At 59.3% G+C, this 19,822-nt stretch carries 17 protein-coding genes and 1 tRNA gene; 12 read left to right on the top strand and 6 right to left on the bottom strand.

Annotation, left to right across the window (positions count from 1 at the left end; genetic code table 11):
* Positions 1-13: 13 nt before the first annotated feature.
* A complete protein-coding gene (locus I3J13_RS05535) occupies positions 14-472 on the bottom strand; it encodes a YbaK/EbsC family protein (protein ID WP_020811679.1) in 459 nt (152 codons plus the stop codon).
* Positions 473-942: 470 nt separating this feature from the next.
* Between I3J13_RS05535 and I3J13_RS05530 the strand changes: the two genes are divergently transcribed.
* Positions 943-1,152, top strand: coding sequence for a cold-shock protein (locus I3J13_RS05530; RefSeq protein WP_003492998.1), 210 nt, complete (start codon positions 943-945; stop codon positions 1,150-1,152).
* Positions 1,153-1,555: 403 nt separating this feature from the next.
* On the opposite strand, the gene I3J13_RS05525 is transcribed toward I3J13_RS05530, so the two are convergent.
* Together I3J13_RS05525 and I3J13_RS05520 are read right to left on the bottom strand one after the other, a co-directional pair.
* A complete protein-coding gene (locus tag I3J13_RS05525) occupies positions 1,556-2,947 on the bottom strand; it encodes a dipeptidase (RefSeq protein ID WP_059758948.1) in 1,392 nt (463 codons plus the stop codon).
* 166 nt (positions 2,948-3,113) lie between these two features.
* A complete protein-coding gene (locus tag I3J13_RS05520) occupies positions 3,114-3,548 on the bottom strand; it encodes a MarR family winged helix-turn-helix transcriptional regulator (protein WP_035259662.1) in 435 nt (144 codons plus the stop codon).
* 415 nt (positions 3,549-3,963) lie between these two features.
* Between I3J13_RS05520 and polA the strand changes: the two genes are divergently transcribed.
* The 10 genes from polA (at position 3,964) to I3J13_RS05470 (ending at position 15,654) form a co-directional block, all read left to right on the top strand.
* On the top strand, positions 3,964-6,963 hold the full coding sequence (gene polA / locus I3J13_RS05515) for a DNA polymerase I (protein WP_196378212.1): 3,000 nt from the start codon (positions 3,964-3,966) through the stop codon (positions 6,961-6,963).
* Between the two features lie 75 nt (positions 6,964-7,038).
* Positions 7,039-7,758, top strand: a complete 720-nt coding sequence (locus tag I3J13_RS05510; RefSeq protein ID WP_196378211.1) for a DUF1868 domain-containing protein — start codon at positions 7,039-7,041, stop codon at positions 7,756-7,758.
* Positions 7,759-7,950: 192 nt separating this feature from the next.
* Positions 7,951-8,136 carry a 50S ribosomal protein L32 gene (gene rpmF / locus I3J13_RS05505; RefSeq protein ID WP_003507205.1) on the top strand — a complete coding sequence of 62 codons (186 nt, stop codon included), beginning with the start codon at positions 7,951-7,953 and terminating at the stop codon, positions 8,134-8,136.
* 187 nt (positions 8,137-8,323) lie between these two features.
* Positions 8,324-10,126 (top strand): sensor histidine kinase, encoded by a 1,803-nt coding sequence (locus I3J13_RS05500; protein WP_196378210.1) that lies wholly within the window; start codon positions 8,324-8,326, stop codon positions 10,124-10,126.
* Positions 10,123-11,469 (top strand): sigma-54-dependent transcriptional regulator, encoded by a 1,347-nt coding sequence (locus tag I3J13_RS05495; protein ID WP_196378209.1) that lies wholly within the window; start codon positions 10,123-10,125, stop codon positions 11,467-11,469. The genes I3J13_RS05500 and I3J13_RS05495 overlap by 4 nt, the downstream gene beginning before the upstream one ends.
* 198 nt (positions 11,470-11,667) lie before the next feature.
* On the top strand, positions 11,668-12,651 hold the full coding sequence (locus tag I3J13_RS05490) for a tripartite tricarboxylate transporter substrate-binding protein (protein WP_065654776.1): 984 nt from the start codon (positions 11,668-11,670) through the stop codon (positions 12,649-12,651).
* 100 nt (positions 12,652-12,751) lie between these two features.
* Entirely contained in the window at positions 12,752-13,213 is a 462-nt protein-coding gene (locus I3J13_RS05485) for a tripartite tricarboxylate transporter TctB family protein (protein ID WP_065654775.1), read from the top strand.
* A gap of 9 nt (positions 13,214-13,222) precedes the next feature.
* On the top strand, positions 13,223-14,728 hold the full coding sequence (locus tag I3J13_RS05480; RefSeq protein ID WP_065654774.1) for a tripartite tricarboxylate transporter permease: 1,506 nt from the start codon (positions 13,223-13,225) through the stop codon (positions 14,726-14,728).
* A gap of 148 nt (positions 14,729-14,876) precedes the next feature.
* Positions 14,877-15,089 carry a SlyX family protein gene (locus I3J13_RS05475; protein WP_059759493.1) on the top strand — a complete coding sequence of 71 codons (213 nt, stop codon included), beginning with the start codon at positions 14,877-14,879 and terminating at the stop codon, positions 15,087-15,089.
* A 13-nt stretch (positions 15,090-15,102) separates the two neighbouring features.
* Positions 15,103-15,654 (top strand): DUF924 family protein, encoded by a 552-nt coding sequence (locus tag I3J13_RS05470; RefSeq protein ID WP_196378208.1) that lies wholly within the window; start codon positions 15,103-15,105, stop codon positions 15,652-15,654.
* Positions 15,655-15,720: 66 nt separating this feature from the next.
* Here the strand turns inward: I3J13_RS05470 and dnaJ are convergent, their stop codons facing one another.
* The 3 genes from dnaJ to I3J13_RS05455 all read right to left on the bottom strand — a co-directional run bounded on the left by dnaJ (position 15,721) and on the right by I3J13_RS05455 (position 19,248).
* Complete coding sequence (gene dnaJ, locus I3J13_RS05465) at positions 15,721-16,857, bottom strand: molecular chaperone DnaJ (RefSeq protein ID WP_004439156.1); 1,137 nt, start codon at positions 16,855-16,857, stop codon at positions 15,721-15,723.
* Positions 16,858-16,947: 90 nt separating this feature from the next.
* On the bottom strand, positions 16,948-18,849 hold the full coding sequence (gene dnaK / locus I3J13_RS05460) for a molecular chaperone DnaK (protein ID WP_003524342.1): 1,902 nt from the start codon (positions 18,847-18,849) through the stop codon (positions 16,948-16,950).
* A 309-nt stretch (positions 18,850-19,158) separates the two neighbouring features.
* Positions 19,159-19,248, bottom strand: a tRNA-Ser gene (locus tag I3J13_RS05455).
* A gap of 220 nt (positions 19,249-19,468) precedes the next feature.
* On the opposite strand from I3J13_RS05455, the gene I3J13_RS05450 reads away from it, so the two are divergent.
* Positions 19,469-19,786, top strand: a complete 318-nt coding sequence (locus I3J13_RS05450) for a hypothetical protein (protein ID WP_059758969.1) — start codon at positions 19,469-19,471, stop codon at positions 19,784-19,786.
* Positions 19,787-19,822: the final 36 nt, after the last annotated feature.

The raw sequence follows: 19,822 nt of genomic DNA, 5'->3' as shown, positions 1-19,822 counted from the left end.
GATCAAATCGGCGTCATTGGCAGACGTCGACCCATTCCGCATCCGTCAGCTCGGCCATCGCCTCCGGCGAGATCTTCACCGCCGCATTGGTGGCGCCGGCCGCGGGAACCACCTCATGATAGTTTTTCAGAGAGACGTCGCAAAACACCGGAAGCGGGGAGGGCAGGCCGAAAGGGCACACGCCGCCGATCGGATGGCTGGTCACCGCAACCACCTCTTCCGGTCCGAGCATGCGCGGCTTTGCGCCAAAATGATCGCGGAATTTGCGGTTGTCGAGCCGCTTCGTGCCGGCGGCGACGACGAGAAGAATGGTTTCACCCGCCTTCAGGCAAATGGTTTTCGCAATCTGGTCGGGGTCGACACCATGCGCTTCAGCGGCCAGCGCAACCGTCGCCGAACTCGTTTCCGTTTCGATCACGGCAACCTCGGGCGACTTTTCGGTAAAAAAGGCTCTGACGGATTCGATAGACATGCGTATTTATTAGGCGTTACGCGGAGAAGCTTCAAGTCACCTCGAAACAGCTATGCATTATACGCAATGCTGCGCTGCGATGAAACGTCTGTTTTTTAAGCGGCGATCCTGTATCTTCAAATCATCGAAGCGACGCACTCCTCCTCCCAGCGTCGCCCGATTGGACTGACAATACTCCTCCTCCCAATTGTCAGTCAGTTTCAAGAACCCGGCGCACCTCCTCCCGCGCCGGGTTTTTGCTTTTTGGCGTTCCTGTCGTCTGGCTCCCTGCTGAACCCTGACCAGATGGTCGTGTTCAAAGAAACTTGACTTTCAGCCCCTTCCAACCTAGGTACTTCGCCATCGATATTTGTTTGACGACCAGAGCTTCGGCGTCTTTTTAGGCGCTCACGACGATCTTTTCCTTCAAATTCGACCCAAGTCCGCACTGCTCGCAGTGCAAATACAATTGCCAACGGAAGGAAATCGTTATGGCGACTGGTACAGTAAAGTGGTTCAACGCAACCAAGGGCTACGGCTTCATTCAGCCTGACGACGGTTCGCAGGACGTATTCGTTCACATCTCCGCTGTTGAGCGCGCTGGTCTGACCGCCCTCAACGACGGCCAGAAGCTCTCCTACGAGCTGATGCAGGATCGTCGCTCGGGCAAGATGTCCGCAGGCAACCTCGTTGCTGCCTGATAAGCGCTTTGGCCCGAAAGGGTCATTCGCATGAATGGAAAGGCCGGATTTTTCCGGCCTTTTTCTTTTGCAGGAAGGGGCTGGACCGGTTGCCCTTGAAAAAGCCAGGTCACATACCAATATAGGGTTCAACAGTGCTCCGGACCGGAACTGCCGGGAATGGCGCTTTTTAAAAGTGCCGCTGCTGTTGTGTTAACCAAAGATTAACCAAAGCAGCCGATCCTGAGCCGGAAAGCAGCGTCGATATCTTTGACGCGCTCTGGAGCATCAGACCGTTTAAACGCTTTGACCACGGATGTACTGGCATTGACGGAAAACGGATGGAAAGGTCGGGCTTGCCCGGCCTTTTTGTTTTATGTGCAGAGGAGGTGCCGAATATTCGGCGCCTCCTCTTTTTTCTGGATTATTTCGCCGCGAGCGCGTCGAGAATACGGACCCAGGAGCGGATGCCCTTGTGGAAGGACTGCAGGTCGTATTTTTCATTCGGCGAATGAATACGGTCATCGGTAAGTCCGAAGCCGACAAGCAGCGAATCCATTCCCAGCATCTTCTGAAAATCGCCGACAATCGGGATCGAGCCTCCCATACCGATGACGACAGCAGGTTTCGGCCACTCCTCTGAAAGCGCATTTTTGGCTTTGGTCAGCACGGGCGAGTCGTAGGAAAGCTGGATGGCGGGTGAGCCGCCATGTTCGTGGAACTCCACGGAGCAATCGGCGGGAATCTTCGAGCGCACATAGGCCCGGAAGCTTTCACGAATGGCCGCAGGATCCTGCTCGCCGACAAGGCGGAAAGACACCTTGGCGGAGGCCTTGGCGGCGATCACGGTCTTGAAACCGTCGCCGGTATAGCCGCCGATAATGCCGTTGACTTCCGCCGTTGGCCGCGCCCAGGTCTGCTCCAGCACGGAGCGGCCCTTTTCGCCCGAGGGAACCGAAAGGCCGACTTCGCCGAGGAAGGCTTCGGCCGTCCGGCCCAGCGTCTCCCAGGAGGCCTTGATGTTGGCCGGGGTTTCTTCCACGCCGTCATAAAAGCCTGAAAGAGTGACCCGGCCGGTCTCGTCATGCAGGCCGGCGAGAATATCGGTGAGGATGTGGATGGGGTTTGCCGCCGCCCCACCGAACAGACCGGAATGCAGATCGCGGTCGGCCGCAGTGATGACGACTTCCTCGCCGACCAGGCCGCGAAGGGCTGCGGCAATGGCTGGCGTATCCCGGTCCCACATGCCGGTATCGCAGACCAGCGCATAATCGGCCTTCAGTTCTTCCGCATTGGCTTCGAGGAAAGGCTTCAGCGACGGCGAGCCGGATTCTTCTTCGCCTTCAAAAAGAATGGTGACGCGCACCGGCAGGCCGCCATTGACAGCCTTGTACGCCCGGCAGGCTTCCACGAAGGTCATCAGCTGGCCCTTGTCGTCCGCCGTACCGCGTCCGGTAATCACCTGCCGGCCGGCGCCGATATCCTTGACGGCGGGTTCGAACGGATCGTTTTCCCACAGCTCGAGCGGATCGACCGGCTGTACGTCATAATGGCCGTAGAAAAGCACATGCGGCGCGTCCTTGGTGGCCGCATCGTGATGCGCCACGACCATGGGGTGGCCGGCCGTATCGCGCACGGAGGCCGTAAAGCCGAGCGCCGAAAGCGTTCTGACCAGCCATTCCGCCGCCTTGCGGCATTCCGCCTTGTAGGCGGGGTCCGTCGAAATCGACGGAATACGTACGAGCTCGAACAGTCGCTCAAGGCTGGAGGTGAGATTATCGTCGGCGGTGGAAAGAATGGGGGAAACGTCTGTCATCGCTGATCCTGTCATGTCTGTCGTGACCCGGCGATAAGACGAAACATCCGGGCATCGCGCATCGCGGGAAACAAGGGGGCCGGCGCGTCGTGAATCGGCAAACGTGCGGCCGCCGGAACGATAGAGCAGTTCAGAGAAAGTGCGAAGCGGTTTCGGGCTGTAAATGCTATTTCGCTTTTTTGGCGCTTTCGATCGCCCGGCGCATATATTCCAGCAGAAGCTGTCTCTCGAAACGCCGGAAATCCTTGAGCAGCGCGTCTTCGGTGGCTTCGGAGGCGGCAATGGCGTTGGCTTCCAGATCCCTGCCGCGCTGGGTCAGTTCGATGATCTGGGCGCGGCGGTCGCTTGGATGGGATTTGCGGACGATCAGCCCGTCGCGTTCCATGCGCGAGAGCGTATTGGCGAGCGTCGCCTGTTCGACATCGATTCTATCGAGCAATTGTCTCTGGGTCAGGCCGTCCTCATGCCAGAGCTCGATGAGGATGGGGAATTGTCCGGGTGAGAAACCCAGGGCGGCGGCTCTTTTCTGCAGCGCCATGGTGAATTCCCGCGCCATTTTCGAAGCGAGATAGATTGCCGATTCGTCCCGGGAAAAACCCATTTTTCCGCCCATAAAGCATCACGGCCGGCTCAGCCCGGCAATTCGATAGCGCGATATATATCGCATGATATGTTTAAGCCAGTCCGAAACGGCGCATAAAATAAAACCGCCATGGCCGGGAGGGGTCGGCCATGGCGGTCATATTGGAGGACAAAGGCCCGGAGAGGGGGAAAGGCCTTTGTCCGGTCTGACGCGGCGGGGGACGAGCCAGCTATCAGACTACGGCGTGATCAGGCGCCGTCCCTTATGAAATGTGTCTGCAAATGCGGCTTTTCAAGGGAAGGGCGGATTACAAATCGGTAACGTTCAGGTGAATTTTGCGGGCCTGTGGTGCGGCCTCATTCCCCGCTCTTTGCGGTGCGTTGTGCGAAGTTTCGGTAGACGTCAAAACAGCCCCGCGCTATCCATGCTACCCATGAAAAAAGGCGATCATCTCTTCCTCGTTGACGGTTCCGGTTTCATTTTCCGGGCCTTCCATGCAATCCCGCCGCTGAACCGCAAGTCGGACGGGCTGCCGGTCAACGCCGTCTCCGGCTTCTGCAACATGTTGTGGAAGCTGCTGAAGGATGCGCGCAATACCGATGTCGGCGTGACGCCGACCCATTTTGCGGTGATTTTCGACTATTCGTCGAAGACCTTCCGCAACGAGCTTTATGATCTCTACAAGGCCAACCGCACCGCGCCGCCAGAAGATCTGGTGCCGCAATTCGGCCTGATCCGTGAAGCGACGCGCGCCTTCAACCTTCCCTGCATCGAGACGGAAGGCTTCGAGGCGGACGATATCATCGCCACCTATGCCCGGCAGGCCGAGGCGATCGGCGCCGATGTCACCATCATCTCTTCCGATAAGGATCTGATGCAGCTCGTTACGGCCAATGTACACATGTACGACGCCATGAAGGACAAGCAGATCGGCATTCCGGATGTTGTCGAAAAGTGGGGCGTAGGCCCTGAAAAGATGATCGACCTGCAGGCGATGACCGGCGACTCGACCGATAATGTGCCCGGCATTCCCGGTATCGGCCCGAAGACGGCGGCGCAATTGCTGGAGGAATACGGCGATCTCGATACGCTGCTGGCGCGGGCGGGCGAAATCAAGCAGCAGAAGCGCCGGGAAAATATCATCGCCAATGCGGAGCTTGCCCGCCTTTCCAGGCAGCTCGTGGCGCTCAGAACCGATGTGCCGCTGGATCAGTCTCTCGAAGCGCTGGTGCTCGAACCGCAGAACGGCCCGAAACTGATCGCCTTCCTGAAGGCGATGGAGTTCACGACGCTGACACGCCGGGTTGCCGAGGCAACCGAAACCGACGCTTCCGCCATCGACCCTGCCAATGTGCCGGTGCAATGGGGTGCCGATGCCCATGGTCCCGATCTCGATGCGCCGGCCGCTGCCGTGAAGGCTGGCGAAGTGGCCGCTGATGCGACGGGCGCTGCGGCTTCGCCTGCCGCGCCGGCAAGGAAAGTAACGGGGGAGGGCAGCGCGCCCGCTGATCTCGCCACAGCGCGACAGGCGCTTTTTTCCGCCGCCAAGATCGATACGACCGCCTATCTGACGATCAGGGACCTTGCGACGCTCGACCGCTGGATCGCGGCGGCCCGGGAGACAGGCATCGTCGCCTTCGATACGGAAACGACCTCGCTCGACCCGATGCAGGCGGAACTTGTCGGTTTTTCTCTGGCCATTGCCGATAATGGCAAGGATGCCACGGGCACCGATATCCGGGCCGCTTATGTTCCCTTGACGCACAAGACCGGTTCCGGCGGCGATCTCTTCAGCGATGGCATCAAACTGGCCGAAGGGCAGGTGCCCTTTGCCGAGGCGCTGGCGCGTCTGAAGGACCTCCTTGAGGACGAAGCCGTTCTGAAGGTCGCGCAAAACCTGAAATATGATTATCTGCTGATGAAACGCCACGGCGTCGTCATGCAGAGCTTCGACGACACGATGCTGATTTCTTATGTCCTTGAGGCCGGCAAGGCAACGCATGGCATGGATTCCCTGTCCGAACGCTGGCTCGGCCACACGCCGATCGCCTATAAGGACGTGGCGGGATCGGGCAAGTCGAGCGTCACCTTCGATTTTGTCGATATAGACAAGGCGACCGCTTATGCTGCGGAAGATGCCGATGTCACCCTGCGGCTCTGGATGGCGCTGAAGCCGAGGCTTGTCTCGGAACGGCTGACCAAGGTTTATGAGCGGCTGGAGCGTCCCCTCGTGCCGGTTCTGGCGCATATGGAAGAGCGCGGCATCACCGTCGACCGGCAGATTCTCTCGCGTCTTTCCGGCGAACTCGCCCAGAAGGCCGCGTCCTTCGAAGAGGAAATCTACGAGCTAGCGGGTGAGCGCTTCAACATCGGCTCGCCAAAGCAGCTCGGCGATATTCTGTTTGGCAAGATGGGCCTGCCGGGCGGCTCCAAAACCAAGACCGGGCAATGGTCGACTTCGGCGCAGGTTCTCGAAGATCTCGCGGCGGAAGGCGCCGAACTGCCGCGCAAGATCGTCGACTGGCGGCAGCTGACGAAGCTGAAATCGACCTATACGGATGCACTGCCCGGATATATCCATCCCGAGACGAAACGGGTGCATACGTCCTATGCGCTCGCCTCCACCACCACGGGGCGTCTGTCCTCCTCGGAGCCGAACCTTCAGAACATCCCGGTTCGCACCGCCGAAGGCCGCAAAATTCGCACGGCTTTCATCTCCACACCCGGTCACAAGCTTCTGTCGGCCGACTACAGCCAGATCGAGCTGCGCGTGCTGGCCCATGTCGCCGATATTCCGCAGCTCCGCAACGCCTTTGAAAACGGCATCGACATTCACGCCATGACGGCATCGGAAATGTTCGGTGTGCCGGTGGAAGGCATGCCGTCGGAAGTGCGCCGCCGCGCCAAGGCCATCAACTTCGGCATTATCTACGGCATTTCCGCCTTTGGTCTCGCCAACCAGCTCGGCATCGCCCGCTCCGAAGCCGGCGACTATATCAAGAAATATTTCGAGCGCTTTCCCGGCATTCGCGACTACATGGAGGCAACCAAAGCCTTCGCCCGCGAAAACGGTTATGTCGAAACGATTTTCGGCCGCCGCGCGCATTATCCGGAAATCCGCTCTTCCAATCCTTCGGTAAAAGCCTTCAACGAACGCGCGGCCATCAACGCGCCGATCCAGGGCTCCGCCGCCGATATCATCCGCCGCGCCATGGTTCGTATCGAGCCTGCGCTGGAGGCGGAAAAGCTTTCCGCCCGCATGCTTTTGCAGGTGCATGACGAACTCATCTTCGAAGTCGAGGAGGCGGAAATCGAAAAGACCTTGCCGGTCGTCGTCTCTGTTATGGAAAACGCGGCCATGCCGGCGATTTCCATGAAGGTGCCGCTCAAGGTGGATGCGCGCGCCGCTGACAATTGGGATGAGGCGCATTGATCGGTCAATGACCGACGGATGTCATTGCTTTGTCGCGTGCGGGGACTAGGGGAAACGTCTCACAAGGAGTTTCCCATGCACGCCCCGCTCGTCTCGAAAGATCTCGGCTATATTTCCGCCGCCAACCACGATCAGCCGCCGCGCCATCTCGGCAGCCGCTTCAACGCGGATGGCGAGTTTCTGCCCGACTCGGGCAACACGGTCGTCTGCCATCTTGTCGAGGGATCGCAGACTGAAAAGGCGATCATTGCGACCCGCCAGCGTTTTCTGGATATGGCCGAGGCGCCGCAGCTCGCCTTCACCCCTATTCCCAGCCTGCACATGACGGTATTCCAGGGTGTCAACGATTTGCGGCGCACGCTTCCCTATTGGCCGAGCGAAATGCCGCTCGATGCGTCGGTCGATGCGATGACGGACTACTATCGCGACCGTTTTTCAGCCTTTCCGGCTTTGCCGGCCTTCAACATGGAGGTTACGGGCCTGCGCCCGGTGGGACTGGTGATGAAGGGCGCAACCGCCGAGGACGATCAGATCGTGGCTCTCTGGCGGGATACATTCGCCGATTTCTTCGGCTACCGACATCCTGATCATGACACTTACGAATTTCACATCACCCTGTCCTACATCATTCGCTGGTTCGAGCCGGAGTGCCTGCCGCGCTGGCAGGCGATGCTCGACGAGGAACTGGAAAAGCTGCGCGCCGCAGCGCCGGTCATAGAGATGCGGCCGCCAGCTTTCTGTGAATTTAAGGACATGAACCACTTCAAGGAGCTTGTCGTTTTCGATAAGCCGTGAGGCATGATGTGTGATGCCTGAGGATCGCTTGCCACGCTGATTCCGTTGAATCGGAAAAAATGTGCGTCAGGGCTGGTCAAAGCCCGTTTGGGCATGTATAAGCGCGCCAAATTTCCGATATCGAGACATCCGACATTCGGCCTTTGGTTCTGGCCGGTTCCGTTGTTTCGCCGCTTAAGTGGAGTAACAAAAATGGCTGTACCAAAAAGAAAAACAAGCCCGTCCAAGCGCGGTATGCGCCGCTCGGCTGACGGTCTCAAGTCTGCGACCTATGTTGAAGACAAGAACTCCGGCGAACTGCGCCGTCCGCACCATATCGATCTGAAGACCGGTATGTATCGCGGCCGTCAGGTTCTGACGCCGAAGGAAAGCGCATAAGCTTTTCTGAAATCATCTTTGCAAAAAACCGGTCCTCGTGGCCGGTTTTTTGTTTTCGGGACCGTCCACCTGCCTTTTCCGCTCACTTGGAAAATTCGGCCACTCCTCCTACACTCTTTCAGGGAGAGCAGGTTTCGATGCCTGCAACAGGAGGGGAGCTTCGGTGAAATATCGCTGGATTTTATTGATGCTTCTCAGCCTCGGCCTCGGTTATGGCGCCGTGACGAGAGGTGGCGGCATCATAGCGGAAAGCTATTTCGGCGAAATGTCCGAGCAGGGCCGCACGACGCTGCGGCTGGCCGTCTCTGCGCTCGGCGGGCTTTTGAACCGTTACGAGCCGCTGCCGGCCCTGATTGCCGATCATGACGACATTGAGGAACTGGTCGCACATCCCAAGGATGCCGAACTGCGCCAGCGCGCCAATATCTACCTCAAATCCATCAACACCCTGCTGGAATCCTCCGATATCTACATCATCACGCTGGATGGGGAGACGATCGCCGCCAGCAACTATGATGGTCCGACAAGTTTCGTCGGTGAGAATTTCAGCTACCGTCCCTATTTTCAGGATGCCGCCAAAGGCTTCCAGTCACGCTTCTTCGCGCTTGGCACCACCTCCCACAAGCGTGGCTATTATTTTTCAGCGCCCATTCTCTTCAACGAGGAGATCAAGGGTGTCATCGTCTTCAAGGTCGATATTGAAGGCATAGAGGCGTCATTCGGCGATGGTGAGAACCGAATTCTGGTATCGGACCCGGAAGGCATCATCTTCATGACCGGAACGCCGCAATGGCTTTATTCCGGCCTGATGCCGCTGACACCCGAAAGGCTGGCGCGAACCGAGGCTTCCCGCCGCTACGCCAATGCCACCCTTAAGGAATTGCCCCTGAAAAACGGCAATTTCGGTTCGCATCAGCTGATGACCATCAGCCAGGATGACGGTGAAAGGGAATATATGGTCCTGTCGCAGCCGATGCCGGACGCGGGCTGGACAGTCAGCGTGCTGATGGACACGGGTTCGCTCCGAACGCAGGTGAAGACGGCGATGATAGCCATCATCCTCTGCCTCTGCCTGGCGGCCGCCCTCATCGCCGCCATGCTGCAAAGGCGTCGTCGCCTGCGGGAACGGCTGACCCATCAGGCGGAGGCGCAGGCGGAGCTGGAACGCCGGGTGGAGGAACGCACGGCCGATCTGGCGCGGGTCAATCAGGAGATCGAGCACGAAATCGCCGAACGCCGCCAGACGGAAAAACAATTGCGCAAGATGCAGAACGATCTGGTGCAGGCGGGCAAGCTAGCAGCGCTCGGGCAGATGTCGGCGGCGTTGTCGCATGAGTTCAACCAGCCGCTCGCAGCCGCCAAGAACTACGCCGAAAACGCCTCGCTTCTCGTGGAGCGGGGACGGCTGGAGGAGGTGACGGAAAACCTCAGGCGCATTTCGGGCCTTATCGACCGTATGGCCTCCATCAGCAAGCATCTCAGGAATTTCGCCCGCAAGCCCAATGAAAAAATGGCCGCAGTAAGTCTGGAAGCCGTCCTTCGCGATACGCTTGAAATCGTCGGTGCGCGGCTGAAGGCCGCCGATGCGGTGCTGGATGTGGATCTCGGCCGGGTGCCGCTTGCCGTGAAGGCCGGCCCGGTGCGGCTGCAGCAGGTGCTCGTCAACATCATCTCAAATGCTGCCGATGCGGTGGAGGGGCGGGAGGATCGCCGCATTGCGCTGCGTGCTGTGCAGCATGGCCAGTCGGTGTCGATTTTCATTCGTGATCGCGGTCCGGGTGTGCCGGCGGCGATTTCAGAACGCATTTTCGATCCTTTCTTCACCACCAAGGGCGTGGGACGCGGCCTCGGTCTTGGCCTGTCCATCTCCTATAACATCATCAAGGATTTTGGCGGCCAGCTCCGTGTCAGAAACCATGACGAGGGCGGGGCTGAGTTCGATATCGAATTGCCGGCCGCCGCCTGGCGCGTGGAGGCTGCTGCGGAATGACCATGTCGCGGGTTCTGTTGATCGATGACGAGGAAGAATTGCGCTTTTCCACCGCGCAGGCGCTGGAGCTTTCCGGTTTTGCCGTCACCATGCTCGCAAGCGCAGAACATGCGCTCGAACTCATCGGCTACAGCTTCGACGGCGTCGTGGTCAGCGATATCAGGATGCCCGGCATGGATGGCATGACGCTGCTGCAGAAGGTGCGGGAGCTCGATCCTGAAATACCTGTCATCCTGATGACGGGCCACGGCGATGTGCAGCTCGCGGTCAACGCCATGCGCAACGGCGCGTATGATTTCATCGAAAAGCCGTTCACGCCGCAATATCTCGCCGGTATCATCAAAAGGGCGAATGATCGGCGGGCGCTGGTACTGGAAAACCGCCGCCTCAAGGCGGTGGCGGGCAAGCATGACGATCTCGAAACGCGTCTGCCCGGCAGAACCCAGATCATGGTCGATCTGCGGTATCGTATCCGCGCCATCGGCGCGACGGACGCCGATACGCTGATCGTCGGTGACACGGGCGCCGGCAAGGAGGTCGTGGCGCGGGCTCTGCACGATATCAGCGCCAGAGCCAACCGGCCCTTCGTGGCGATCAATTGCGCCGCCCTTCCCCAGACTTTGATCGAAAGCGAATTGTTCGGTCATGAGGCAGGTGCCTTCCCCGGAGCGCTGCGCCCGCGCTACGGCAAGTTCGAACATGCTCGCGGCGGCACCATATTGCTGGATGAGATCGGCTCCATGCCCTTCGAATTGCAGGGCCGCTTCCTGCGTGTCTTGCAGGAACGGGTGATTACCCGTCTCGGCTCGAATGAAACGGTCGAACTCGATGTCCGTTTCATCGCCACCAGCAAGGTCGATCTGGAACAGGAAGTCGCGGCTGGCCGGTTCCGCGCCGATCTTCTTTATCGGCTCAACGTGGCGACACTTCTCGTACCATCGCTCTCGCAGCGCAGCGCAGATATACCGCTACTTTTCCTGCACCTCGTGCGGGAAGCCGCTGCCCGTTACGGGCGGGAAGACACTGACGTGCCGCAAAGTCTGCTTTCGGCCGTCTCCCTGCGTGAATGGCCGGGCAATGTTCGTGAATTGCGCAATGCCGCAGACCGCTTCGTTCTCGGTCTGGAAAGCGATGTTTCCGAAGCCTCGCTGCCGTTTCAGGGTGACGGAAAAGCGGCCCTTTCCGCACGGGTCGCGGCTTACGAAAAAAGCCTGATCGCACATGCAATCGCCGCACATGGCGGAAATCTGAAGTCCGTCTATGAGAATCTCGGCATTTCGCGCAAAACGCTCTACGAAAAAATGCAGAAATACGGGCTGCAGCGGCACATGACCGAGGTCTGATGGGTGGATTTCCACCCATGGATGAGCCCCTATGGGTAGAAATCCACCCATTGCCGTTCAGGGACAGCAATAAAAGCGCACCTCACGACAAGACCGCCATTGCTGAACGGCGATCCCGGATCGCAAATATCTCACCCCGGTCGCCATGGAGGAGCATGCGCGGCTGAAGTGGCGAACATTTTCATCCGGGAGGAATCGATGAAAATACTGAAGACAGTCACCGGCCTTGCTGCCGCCGCTGCCGTTTCCCTTTTTGCGCTGTCCGCATCCGCTCAGAACTATCCAGAGCGCAACATCACCATGGTCGTGCCCTTTGCCGCGGGCGGCCCGACGGATACGGTTGCGCGCCTTGTCGCTGAATCCATGTCGAAGGACCTTGGCCAGCAGATCATCGTTGAAAATGTCGGCGGCGCAGGCGGCACGCTGGGTGCTGGTCGTGTGGCATCGTCCGATCCGGACGGCTACACCGTTCTTCTCCACCATATCGGCATGGCCACCAGCGCCACGCTCTACCGCAAGCTCGCCTACGACACGCTGAACGCTTTCGAATATGTCGGCCTGGTCACCGAAGTGCCGATGACCATCCTGTCGCGCAAGAACCTCGAGACGACGGATCTGAAAGGTCTGATCGAATACGCCAAGGCGAACAAGGACAAGGTCACCGTCGCCAATGCCGGCATCGGCGCCGCCTCGCATCTGTGCGGTATGCTGTTCATGAGCGCCATCGAAACCCCGCTCGTCACAGTCCCTTACAAGGGCACGGGCCCGGCCATGACCGATCTGCTCGGCGGCCAGGTTGACATCATGTGCGACCAGACCACCAATACCACCAAGCAGATTCAGGGCGGCACGGTGAAGGCTTACGCCGTAACCACCGCCAAGCGGCTGGATGTGCTGCCTGATGTGCCGACAGTCGTTGAAGCGGGCCTGCCGAAACTCGAGGTCGGCATCTGGCACGGCATTTACACGCCTAAGGGCACGCCTGCCGAAATCAATGAAAAGCTCTCCAAGTCGCTCCAGGCCGCGCTGAAGGACAAGAATGTCGCGGCCCGGTTCGCCGAACTCGGCACGACGCCTTCCCCGGAAAGCGACGCGACGCCTGCGGCGCTGAAGGCCAAGCTCGAAAGCGAAATCGCTCGCTGGAAGCCGGTCATCGAGTCCGCCGGCCAATACGCCGACTGATGAGCAACGGAATGACCGGCGGCGCTATGCCGCCGGTTTTCTGCTGTCGTTTTAACGCGCGGAACGGTGTGTCGCTGGCCGCAGTGGAGGGGCATCTTTCATGAAGTCGTTTTTTATTGACCCTGCCGAAGCAGCCTGCGGGGCAATTTTCATCGGTTTTGGCGCTTTTTTCGCCTTGCAGTCCTACGGGCTTGATTTGGGAACCACATTCCGCATGGGGCCGGGTTACTTTCCGCTCGTTCTCGCCATCGTCTTGATCCTGCTTGGAAGCGTCATATTTCTTCGCGCTACCCGGGTGCAGGGAGACGCCATCGGAGCCATCGCCTGGCGGGGGATTTTTTTCATTCTGCCCGCACCCATCTTTTTCGGCCTCACGGTCCGGGGACTTGGTTTCGTACCGGCACTGTTTTTCAGCGCCCTCATCGCAGCCTTTGCCTCGCACAAGATGAGCCCGCTGATGGCCGTTGCCATTTCCGCGGCCATCACGGTCTTTTCCGTCGCAGTGTTCAACTACGGTCTCGGGCTGCCTTTCCAGCGCTTTGGCCCATGGCTTAACTTTTAAGGTGCCGTGATGGAGCTGTTCAATAATCTCGCACTCGGTTTTTCGACGGCGTCGTCGCTGGAAAACCTGTTTTTCTGCCTCATTGGTGTGCTGCTCGGCACGCTCATCGGCGTGTTGCCGGGCATCGGCGCAACGGCCACCATCGCCATGCTGTTGCCGATCACCTTCCAGCTGGAGCCAGTCTCTTCGCTGATCATGCTCGCCGGTATCTATTACGGCGCGCAATATGGCGGTTCCACCACCGCAATCCTTATCAACATGCCCGGCGAATCCTCCTCCGCCGTCACCGCCATCGACGGGTATCAGATGGCGCGCAAGGGCAAGGCGGGGGCTGCCCTCGCCATTGCCGCCATCGGCTCGTTCTTCGCCGGCACGGTTTCCACCTTCCTCGTGGCGATCTTCGCTCCGCCTCTGACGGCGATTGCGCTGGAATTCGGCGCGGCGGAATATTTCTCGCTGATGGTCGTCGGCCTTGTTTCGTCCATTGCGCTTGCCCATGGCTCCATCGTCAAGGCGCTGGCCATGGTCGTGCTGGGCCTGCTGCTGGGTTTGGTCGGCACCGATATCTATAGCGGCACACCGCGTTTCACCCTCGGCATCCGCGAATATGCCGACGGTCTGAACTTCGTGGCCGTGGCCGTCGGCGTCTTCGGTATCGCCGAAATCCTGCGCAATCTCGAAAATGAGCGCACCCGTTCGGTGCTGATCGCCAAGGTCAGCGGGCTGATGCCGACACGCGAGGATTTCAGGAAAATGATCGCGCCGGTGCTGCGCGGCACGGTCATCGGTTCCGCTCTCGGCATTCTTCCGGGCGGCGGCGCGATCCTCGCGGCCTTCGCTTCCTATACGGTGGAAAAACGCGTCTCCAAGAACCCGGAAGAATTCGGGCATGGCGCGGTTGCCGGCGTGGCCGGTCCGGAATCCGCCAACAATGCCGGCGCCCAGACCTCCTTCATCCCGCTGCTCACGCTCGGTATTCCCGCCAATCCGGTGATGGCGCTGATGATCGGCGCGATGATCATTCAGGGTATCGTGCCGGGTCCGAACGTCGCAACCGAACAGCCGGCGCTGTTCTGGGGCATCATCGCCTCCATGTGGATCGGCAACCTGATGCTCGTCATCCTGAACCTGCCGCTGATCGGGCTATGGGTAAAGCTTCTGACGGTGCCCTATTATGTGCTGTTCCCCATCATCATGGCCTTCTGCGCCATCGGGGTCTACAGCGTCAATTCCAATGTCTTCGATCTCTATGCCGTCGCCTTCTTCGGCTTCATCGGTTACGTGCTGGTGAAACTGCGCTGCGAGCCGGCGCCGCTGCTCCTGGGCTTCGTGCTTGGGCCGCTGCTGGAGGAGAACCTGCGCCGCGCCATGATCCTGTCGCGCGGCGATCCGACCACCTTCGTCACCCGGCCGATCAGCGCCACCCTGCTTTTCATTGCTCTGGCCGTGCTGATCGTCGTCTTCCTGCCCAGCGTGAAGAAGAAGCGTGAGGAGGTTTTCGTAGAAGAAGACTGAGGAAAGCCAAGAACTCGGATGCCGGCGATGGAAACATCGCCGGCTTTTTCCGTTTCTGGATCGCCGTGACGAATTCGCTTCACCAAAGCGACATATGGTTGACTCAGGCGCTTTTAGGCCCAAGGAAGGGCTGGAAAGAGAGGTCGATATGACGTCGGAAACCGAAAAACGGATCATTGCGCTCGAGGAAACGGCCGCGCATCAGGCGAAGGTGATAGAGGAGCTGTCCGATCAGCTGGCGGAACAATGGAAGGTGGTGGAGCAGACCCGCGCCAAGCTCGACCGCCTGACGGAGAGGTTCCTGAGCCTGGAGGAGCAATCGCTGGACGCGCCCGCGATTACTCGACCGCCGCATTATTGACAGGGAAGAGCCAATGAAAAACGAAACCGCCGCGCTGGCCGCCGATATCGTCGATTTCTGGAAGAAGGCCGGACCGGACAAGTGGTTCGACAAGGACGCGGCCTTTGACAGTCATTTTCATGATCGTTTCCGCGATGCCCATTTTGCAGCAGCTCGGCGTGAGCTGGACGACTGGCTGGAGGGTGCGGAAAGCAGTCTCGCGCTGATGCTTCTGCTGGATCAGTTTCCGCGCAACTGCTTTCGCGGCACCGCTCACATGTACGCCACCGACCCGCTGGCGCGGCTCTTTGCCGACGAGGCCATCCGCCGCGGGCATGACCAGGCGGTGGGCGAGGATTTACGCGTCTTCTTCTACCTGCCCTTTTCCCATGCGGAGGATATCGCCGCCCAGCGGCGTGCCTGCGACCTGAACCAGCCGCTTGGCGGGCTTTATCTTCATCACGCCGAAGAGCATCGGGATATCGTCGAACGTTTCGGCCGCTTTCCGCATCGCAATGACATATTGCTGCGGGAAACGACGCCGGAGGAACGGCAGTATCTTGATGAAGGTGGCTTTTCCGGCTGAGCCCGAAATGAAAACGCCGCCAGTCCCGAAGGAGGGCGGCGTTCTCAAAGCATGGGGCGGCGACAATCAGCCGTCGAAGAATTCTTTCATCCGGGCGAAGAAGCCCGTGGATTCCGGATTGTTCTCCTTGGAGGAGAGCTGCTCGAACTCCTGCAACAGCTCGCGCTGACGCTTGCTGAGTTTCTGCGGCGTTTCGATCTGGATCTGGATATAGAGGTCGCCCGTCTGCGCCGAACGCAGCACCGGCATGCCCTTACCCTTCAGACGGAACTGCTTGCCCGGCTGGGTTCCTTCCGGAACCGTAACGCGCGACTTGGTGCCGTCGAGCGTCGTGACATCGAAAGTGCCGCCAAGTGCTGCCGTCGTCATGGAGATCGGCACGGTGCAATAAAGGTCGGCGCCGTCGCGCTGGAAGAATTCATGCGGACGCACGGACAGGAAGATGTAGAGATCGCCCGCCGGGCCGCCACGCATGCCGGCCTCGCCTTCGCCCTGCAGGCGAATGCGGGTGCCGTCCTCGATGCCCGAGGGAATGTTGACGGAAAGCGAACGCTCTTCCGTTACACGGCCCTGACCGTGGCACTTGCCGCAGGGGTCGGAGATCGTCTGCCCGCGACCATGGCAGGTGGGGCAGGTGCGTTCCACCGAGAAGAAGCCCTGCGCCGCGCGCACGCGGCCGGAACCCTGACAGGTGGCGCAGGTCTTCGGCTGCGTGCCGGGCTTTGCACCCGAGCCGGAACAGACATCGCAGGTGATCGAGGTCGGGACCCTGATCTGCGCTGTCTTGCCGGTGAAGGCCTCTTCCAGCGTGATTTCCATGTTGTAGCGAAGGTCGGCGCCGCGCTCACGTCCGCCGGAAGAACGGCGCGCACGGCCGCCGCCCATCATCTCGCCGAAGATGTCTTCGAAAATATCCGAGAAGCCGCCATTGGCGAAACCGCCGCCGCCAAAGCCGCCACCGCCGCCCATGCCGCCATTTTCAAATGCGGCGTGGCCGAAACGGTCATAGGCCGCGCGCTTCTGCGGGTCCTTCAGCGTTTCATAGGCTTCGTTGATTTCCTTGAATTTCCGTTCGGAATCGGCATCGTCCGGGTTCTTGTCCGGATGGTATTTCATCGCGAGTTTGCGGAAGGCGCTTTTCAGCTCTTTTTCGTCCGCGGTCTTGCTGACGCCAAGTGTTTCGTAAAAGTCTGCTTTCGCCATTAAGTTAACAAGCCCCGCAAATGGATTTCCGGCTGCACGTCGGCAGCCGGATGTCTTGCATATGTTTTCAGGAGACGGGAGGTCACGCGATTAGGCGGACTTCTTGTCGTCCTTGATTTCCTCATAGTCGGCGTCGACGACGTCGTCCTTGCCTTCTGCGGAAGCATCGCCGGCCTCGGCCTGCTGCGCTTCGTAGATGGCCTGACCGAGCTTCATGGAAACTTCCATGAGGGTCTGGGTCTTGGCCTGAATGTCGTCTGCATCCGGCTCAGCGGCTTCGACGGCGGTCTTCAGGCTGGCAATGGCGTCTTCGATAGCCTTGCGGTCGGTCTCGGAAACCTTGTCGCCATATTCCTTCACCGACTTCTCGGTGGAATGGATGAGGCTTTCGGCCTGGTTCTTGGCTTCCACACCCGCACGACGCTTCTTGTCGGCTTCGGCATTGGCTTCGGCGTCCTTCACCATCTTCTCGATGTCGGCGTCGGAGAGACCGCCGGAAGCCTGGATGCGGATCTGCTGTTCCTTGCCGGTGCCCTTGTCTTTCGCCGAAACCTGCACGATGCCGTTGGCGTCGATATCGAAGGTTACTTCGATCTGCGGAACGCCACGCGGTGCCGGCGGCAGACCGACGAGGTCGAACTGGCCGAGCAGCTTGTTGTCCTGCGCCATTTCACGCTCGCCCTGCGAGACGCGGATGGTCACGGCCGACTGGTTGTCTTCGGCGGTCGAGAAGGTCTGGCTCTTCTTTGTCGGGATCGTCGTGTTGCGATCGATCAGACGGGTGAAGACGCCACCGAGCGTTTCGATGCCGAGCGACAGCGGAGTCACGTCGAGCAGCAGAACGTCCTTGACGTCGCCCTGCAGAACGCCGGCCTGGATGGCAGCGCCCATGGCGACCACTTCATCCGGGTTCACGCCCTTGTGCGGCTCCTTGCCGAACAGCTGCTTGACGACTTCCTGCACCTTCGGCATGCGGCTCATGCCACCGACGAGAACGACTTCATCGATCTCGGAAGCGGAAACGCCGGCATCCTTGAGTGCTGCCTTGCACGGCGCGACGGTGCGCTGCACCAGATCGTCCACCAGGCTTTCGAACTTGGCGCGGGTCAGCTTCAGCGTCAGGTGCTTCGGACCGGAAGCATCGGCCGTAATGAACGGCAGGTTGATTTCGGTCTGCTGCGAGGACGAAAGTTCGATCTTCGCCTTTTCGGCAGCTTCCTTGAGGCGCTGCAGGGCGAGCTTGTCGTTCTTCAGGTCGATGCCCTGATCCTTCTTGAACTCACCGGCCAGATATTCGACCAGACGCATGTCGAAGTCTTCACCGCCAAGGAAGGTATCGCCATTGGTGGACTTCACTTCGAAGACGCCGTCGCCGATTTCCAGAACGGAAATATCGAAGGTGCCGCCGCCAAGGTCGTAAACGGCGATCGTCTTGCCGTCCTTCTTGTCGAGGCCATAAGCGAGTGCTGCCGCAGTCGGCTCGTTGATGATGCGCAGGACGTCCAGACCGGCAATGCGGCCCGCATCCTTGGTTGCCTGACGCTGGGCGTCGTTGAAGTAGGCAGGAACCGTGATAACGGCCTTCTCGACCTTTTCGCCGAGATAGGATTCAGCCGTTTCCTTCATCTTCTGAAGGATCATCGCGGAAATCTGCGAAGGGGAATAGGGCTTGTCCTGCGCCTTCACCCATGCGTCGCCATTGTCACCCTTGACGATTTCAAAGGGGACCAGAGCCTTGTCCTTTTCGACGGTCGGGTCTTCATAACGGCGGCCGATAAGGCGCTTGACCGCAAACAGGGTGTTGGTCGGGTTGGTGACCGCCTGGCGCTTGGCCGGCTGACCGACAAGGCGTTCGCCATCGTCGGAAAATGCCACCATGGACGGCGTAGTGCGCGCGCCTTCCGCGTTTTCAATTACTTTCGTGTCCTTGCCGTCCATCACTGCAACGCAGGAATTGGTCGTGCCAAGGTCGATACCGATTACTTTTGCCATGCTCTTCTCTCCTTGAAGCGAGCTGTCGGAACCCCGTGAGGCATTCTTGTGGCAGCTCCTTGACTTGGATTTGCAGTATTCGCTGCAGTTCTGCGGCGTATATAAGGAGCGATTTTTCCTGCTGCAAGGCGCAAGAGAGGGGGAAGCGCAGCAAAAAAGCGCAAGAAACCCCTGTCTGTGCAGAAGCATAGCCATCACGGCTTGCGGAAGCGGGAAAACGCGACTTGTGTGCTACGCGGCGCCGTCGGTCGGCATCGCGGTGGGCGAACCGGTGAGGTTTGCTTTTAACGGCATCGGGGTGGGGTGAAATGGCGGACAGGGTGGGATTCGAACCCACGGTACGCTTTCACGCACACACGCGTTCCAGGCGTGCGCCTTAAACCACTCGGCCACCTGTCCTTTTTCAAATCTGCATGTTTTGAAGAATGCAAATCACTGGAACGGCGCGATATATACCGATGAATTCGCAGGGATCAACACGAATCTGACAGTTTTTTGAAATGTCGGCAATTTCCTGCGTTCCGATGCGATTGCAAAGCGGTTTTCCCGCCTTTATCGATGCATTATAAGTTTCAAAATATGGCTGTCTGACCGGCAGATCGTAAGCGAGGTGTCCCTGATGAAAGCTTTTTTGCGGTTTTTGAGCTTTCTTTTCCTCGTTGCGGCGGTTTTTCTGGGCGTGCTCGATTCGATCCGCTCGGTTTCCACATCCTCGGTCAACATCACCGGCATCCTGTCCGTCTGGAACTATCTTCTTCCTGCTTCCCGCACCATGGTGGAAGCGGCCATGGCTCACTATATTCACCCTGAAGCGTGGCGCTTCATTGAGAATGCCCTGTCGGCGGTGCCCGCATTTGCCGTTTCCCTGGCGCTTTCCCTGCTCTGCTGGATGGCGGGTTACAGGAAACACAAGGCGATGAGGCGTTTATCGGCCTGACTTTTGTCTGTTGAGTTGGACGCGCCCGCAGATGTG

The sequence above is a fragment of the Agrobacterium leguminum genome (assembly GCF_015704895.1).
Classification (GTDB): Bacteria; Pseudomonadota; Alphaproteobacteria; order Rhizobiales; family Rhizobiaceae; genus Agrobacterium; species Agrobacterium leguminum.
The sequence above is the reverse complement of the archived record's forward strand: the minus strand, read 5'-3'. Positions and strand labels throughout refer to the sequence as shown.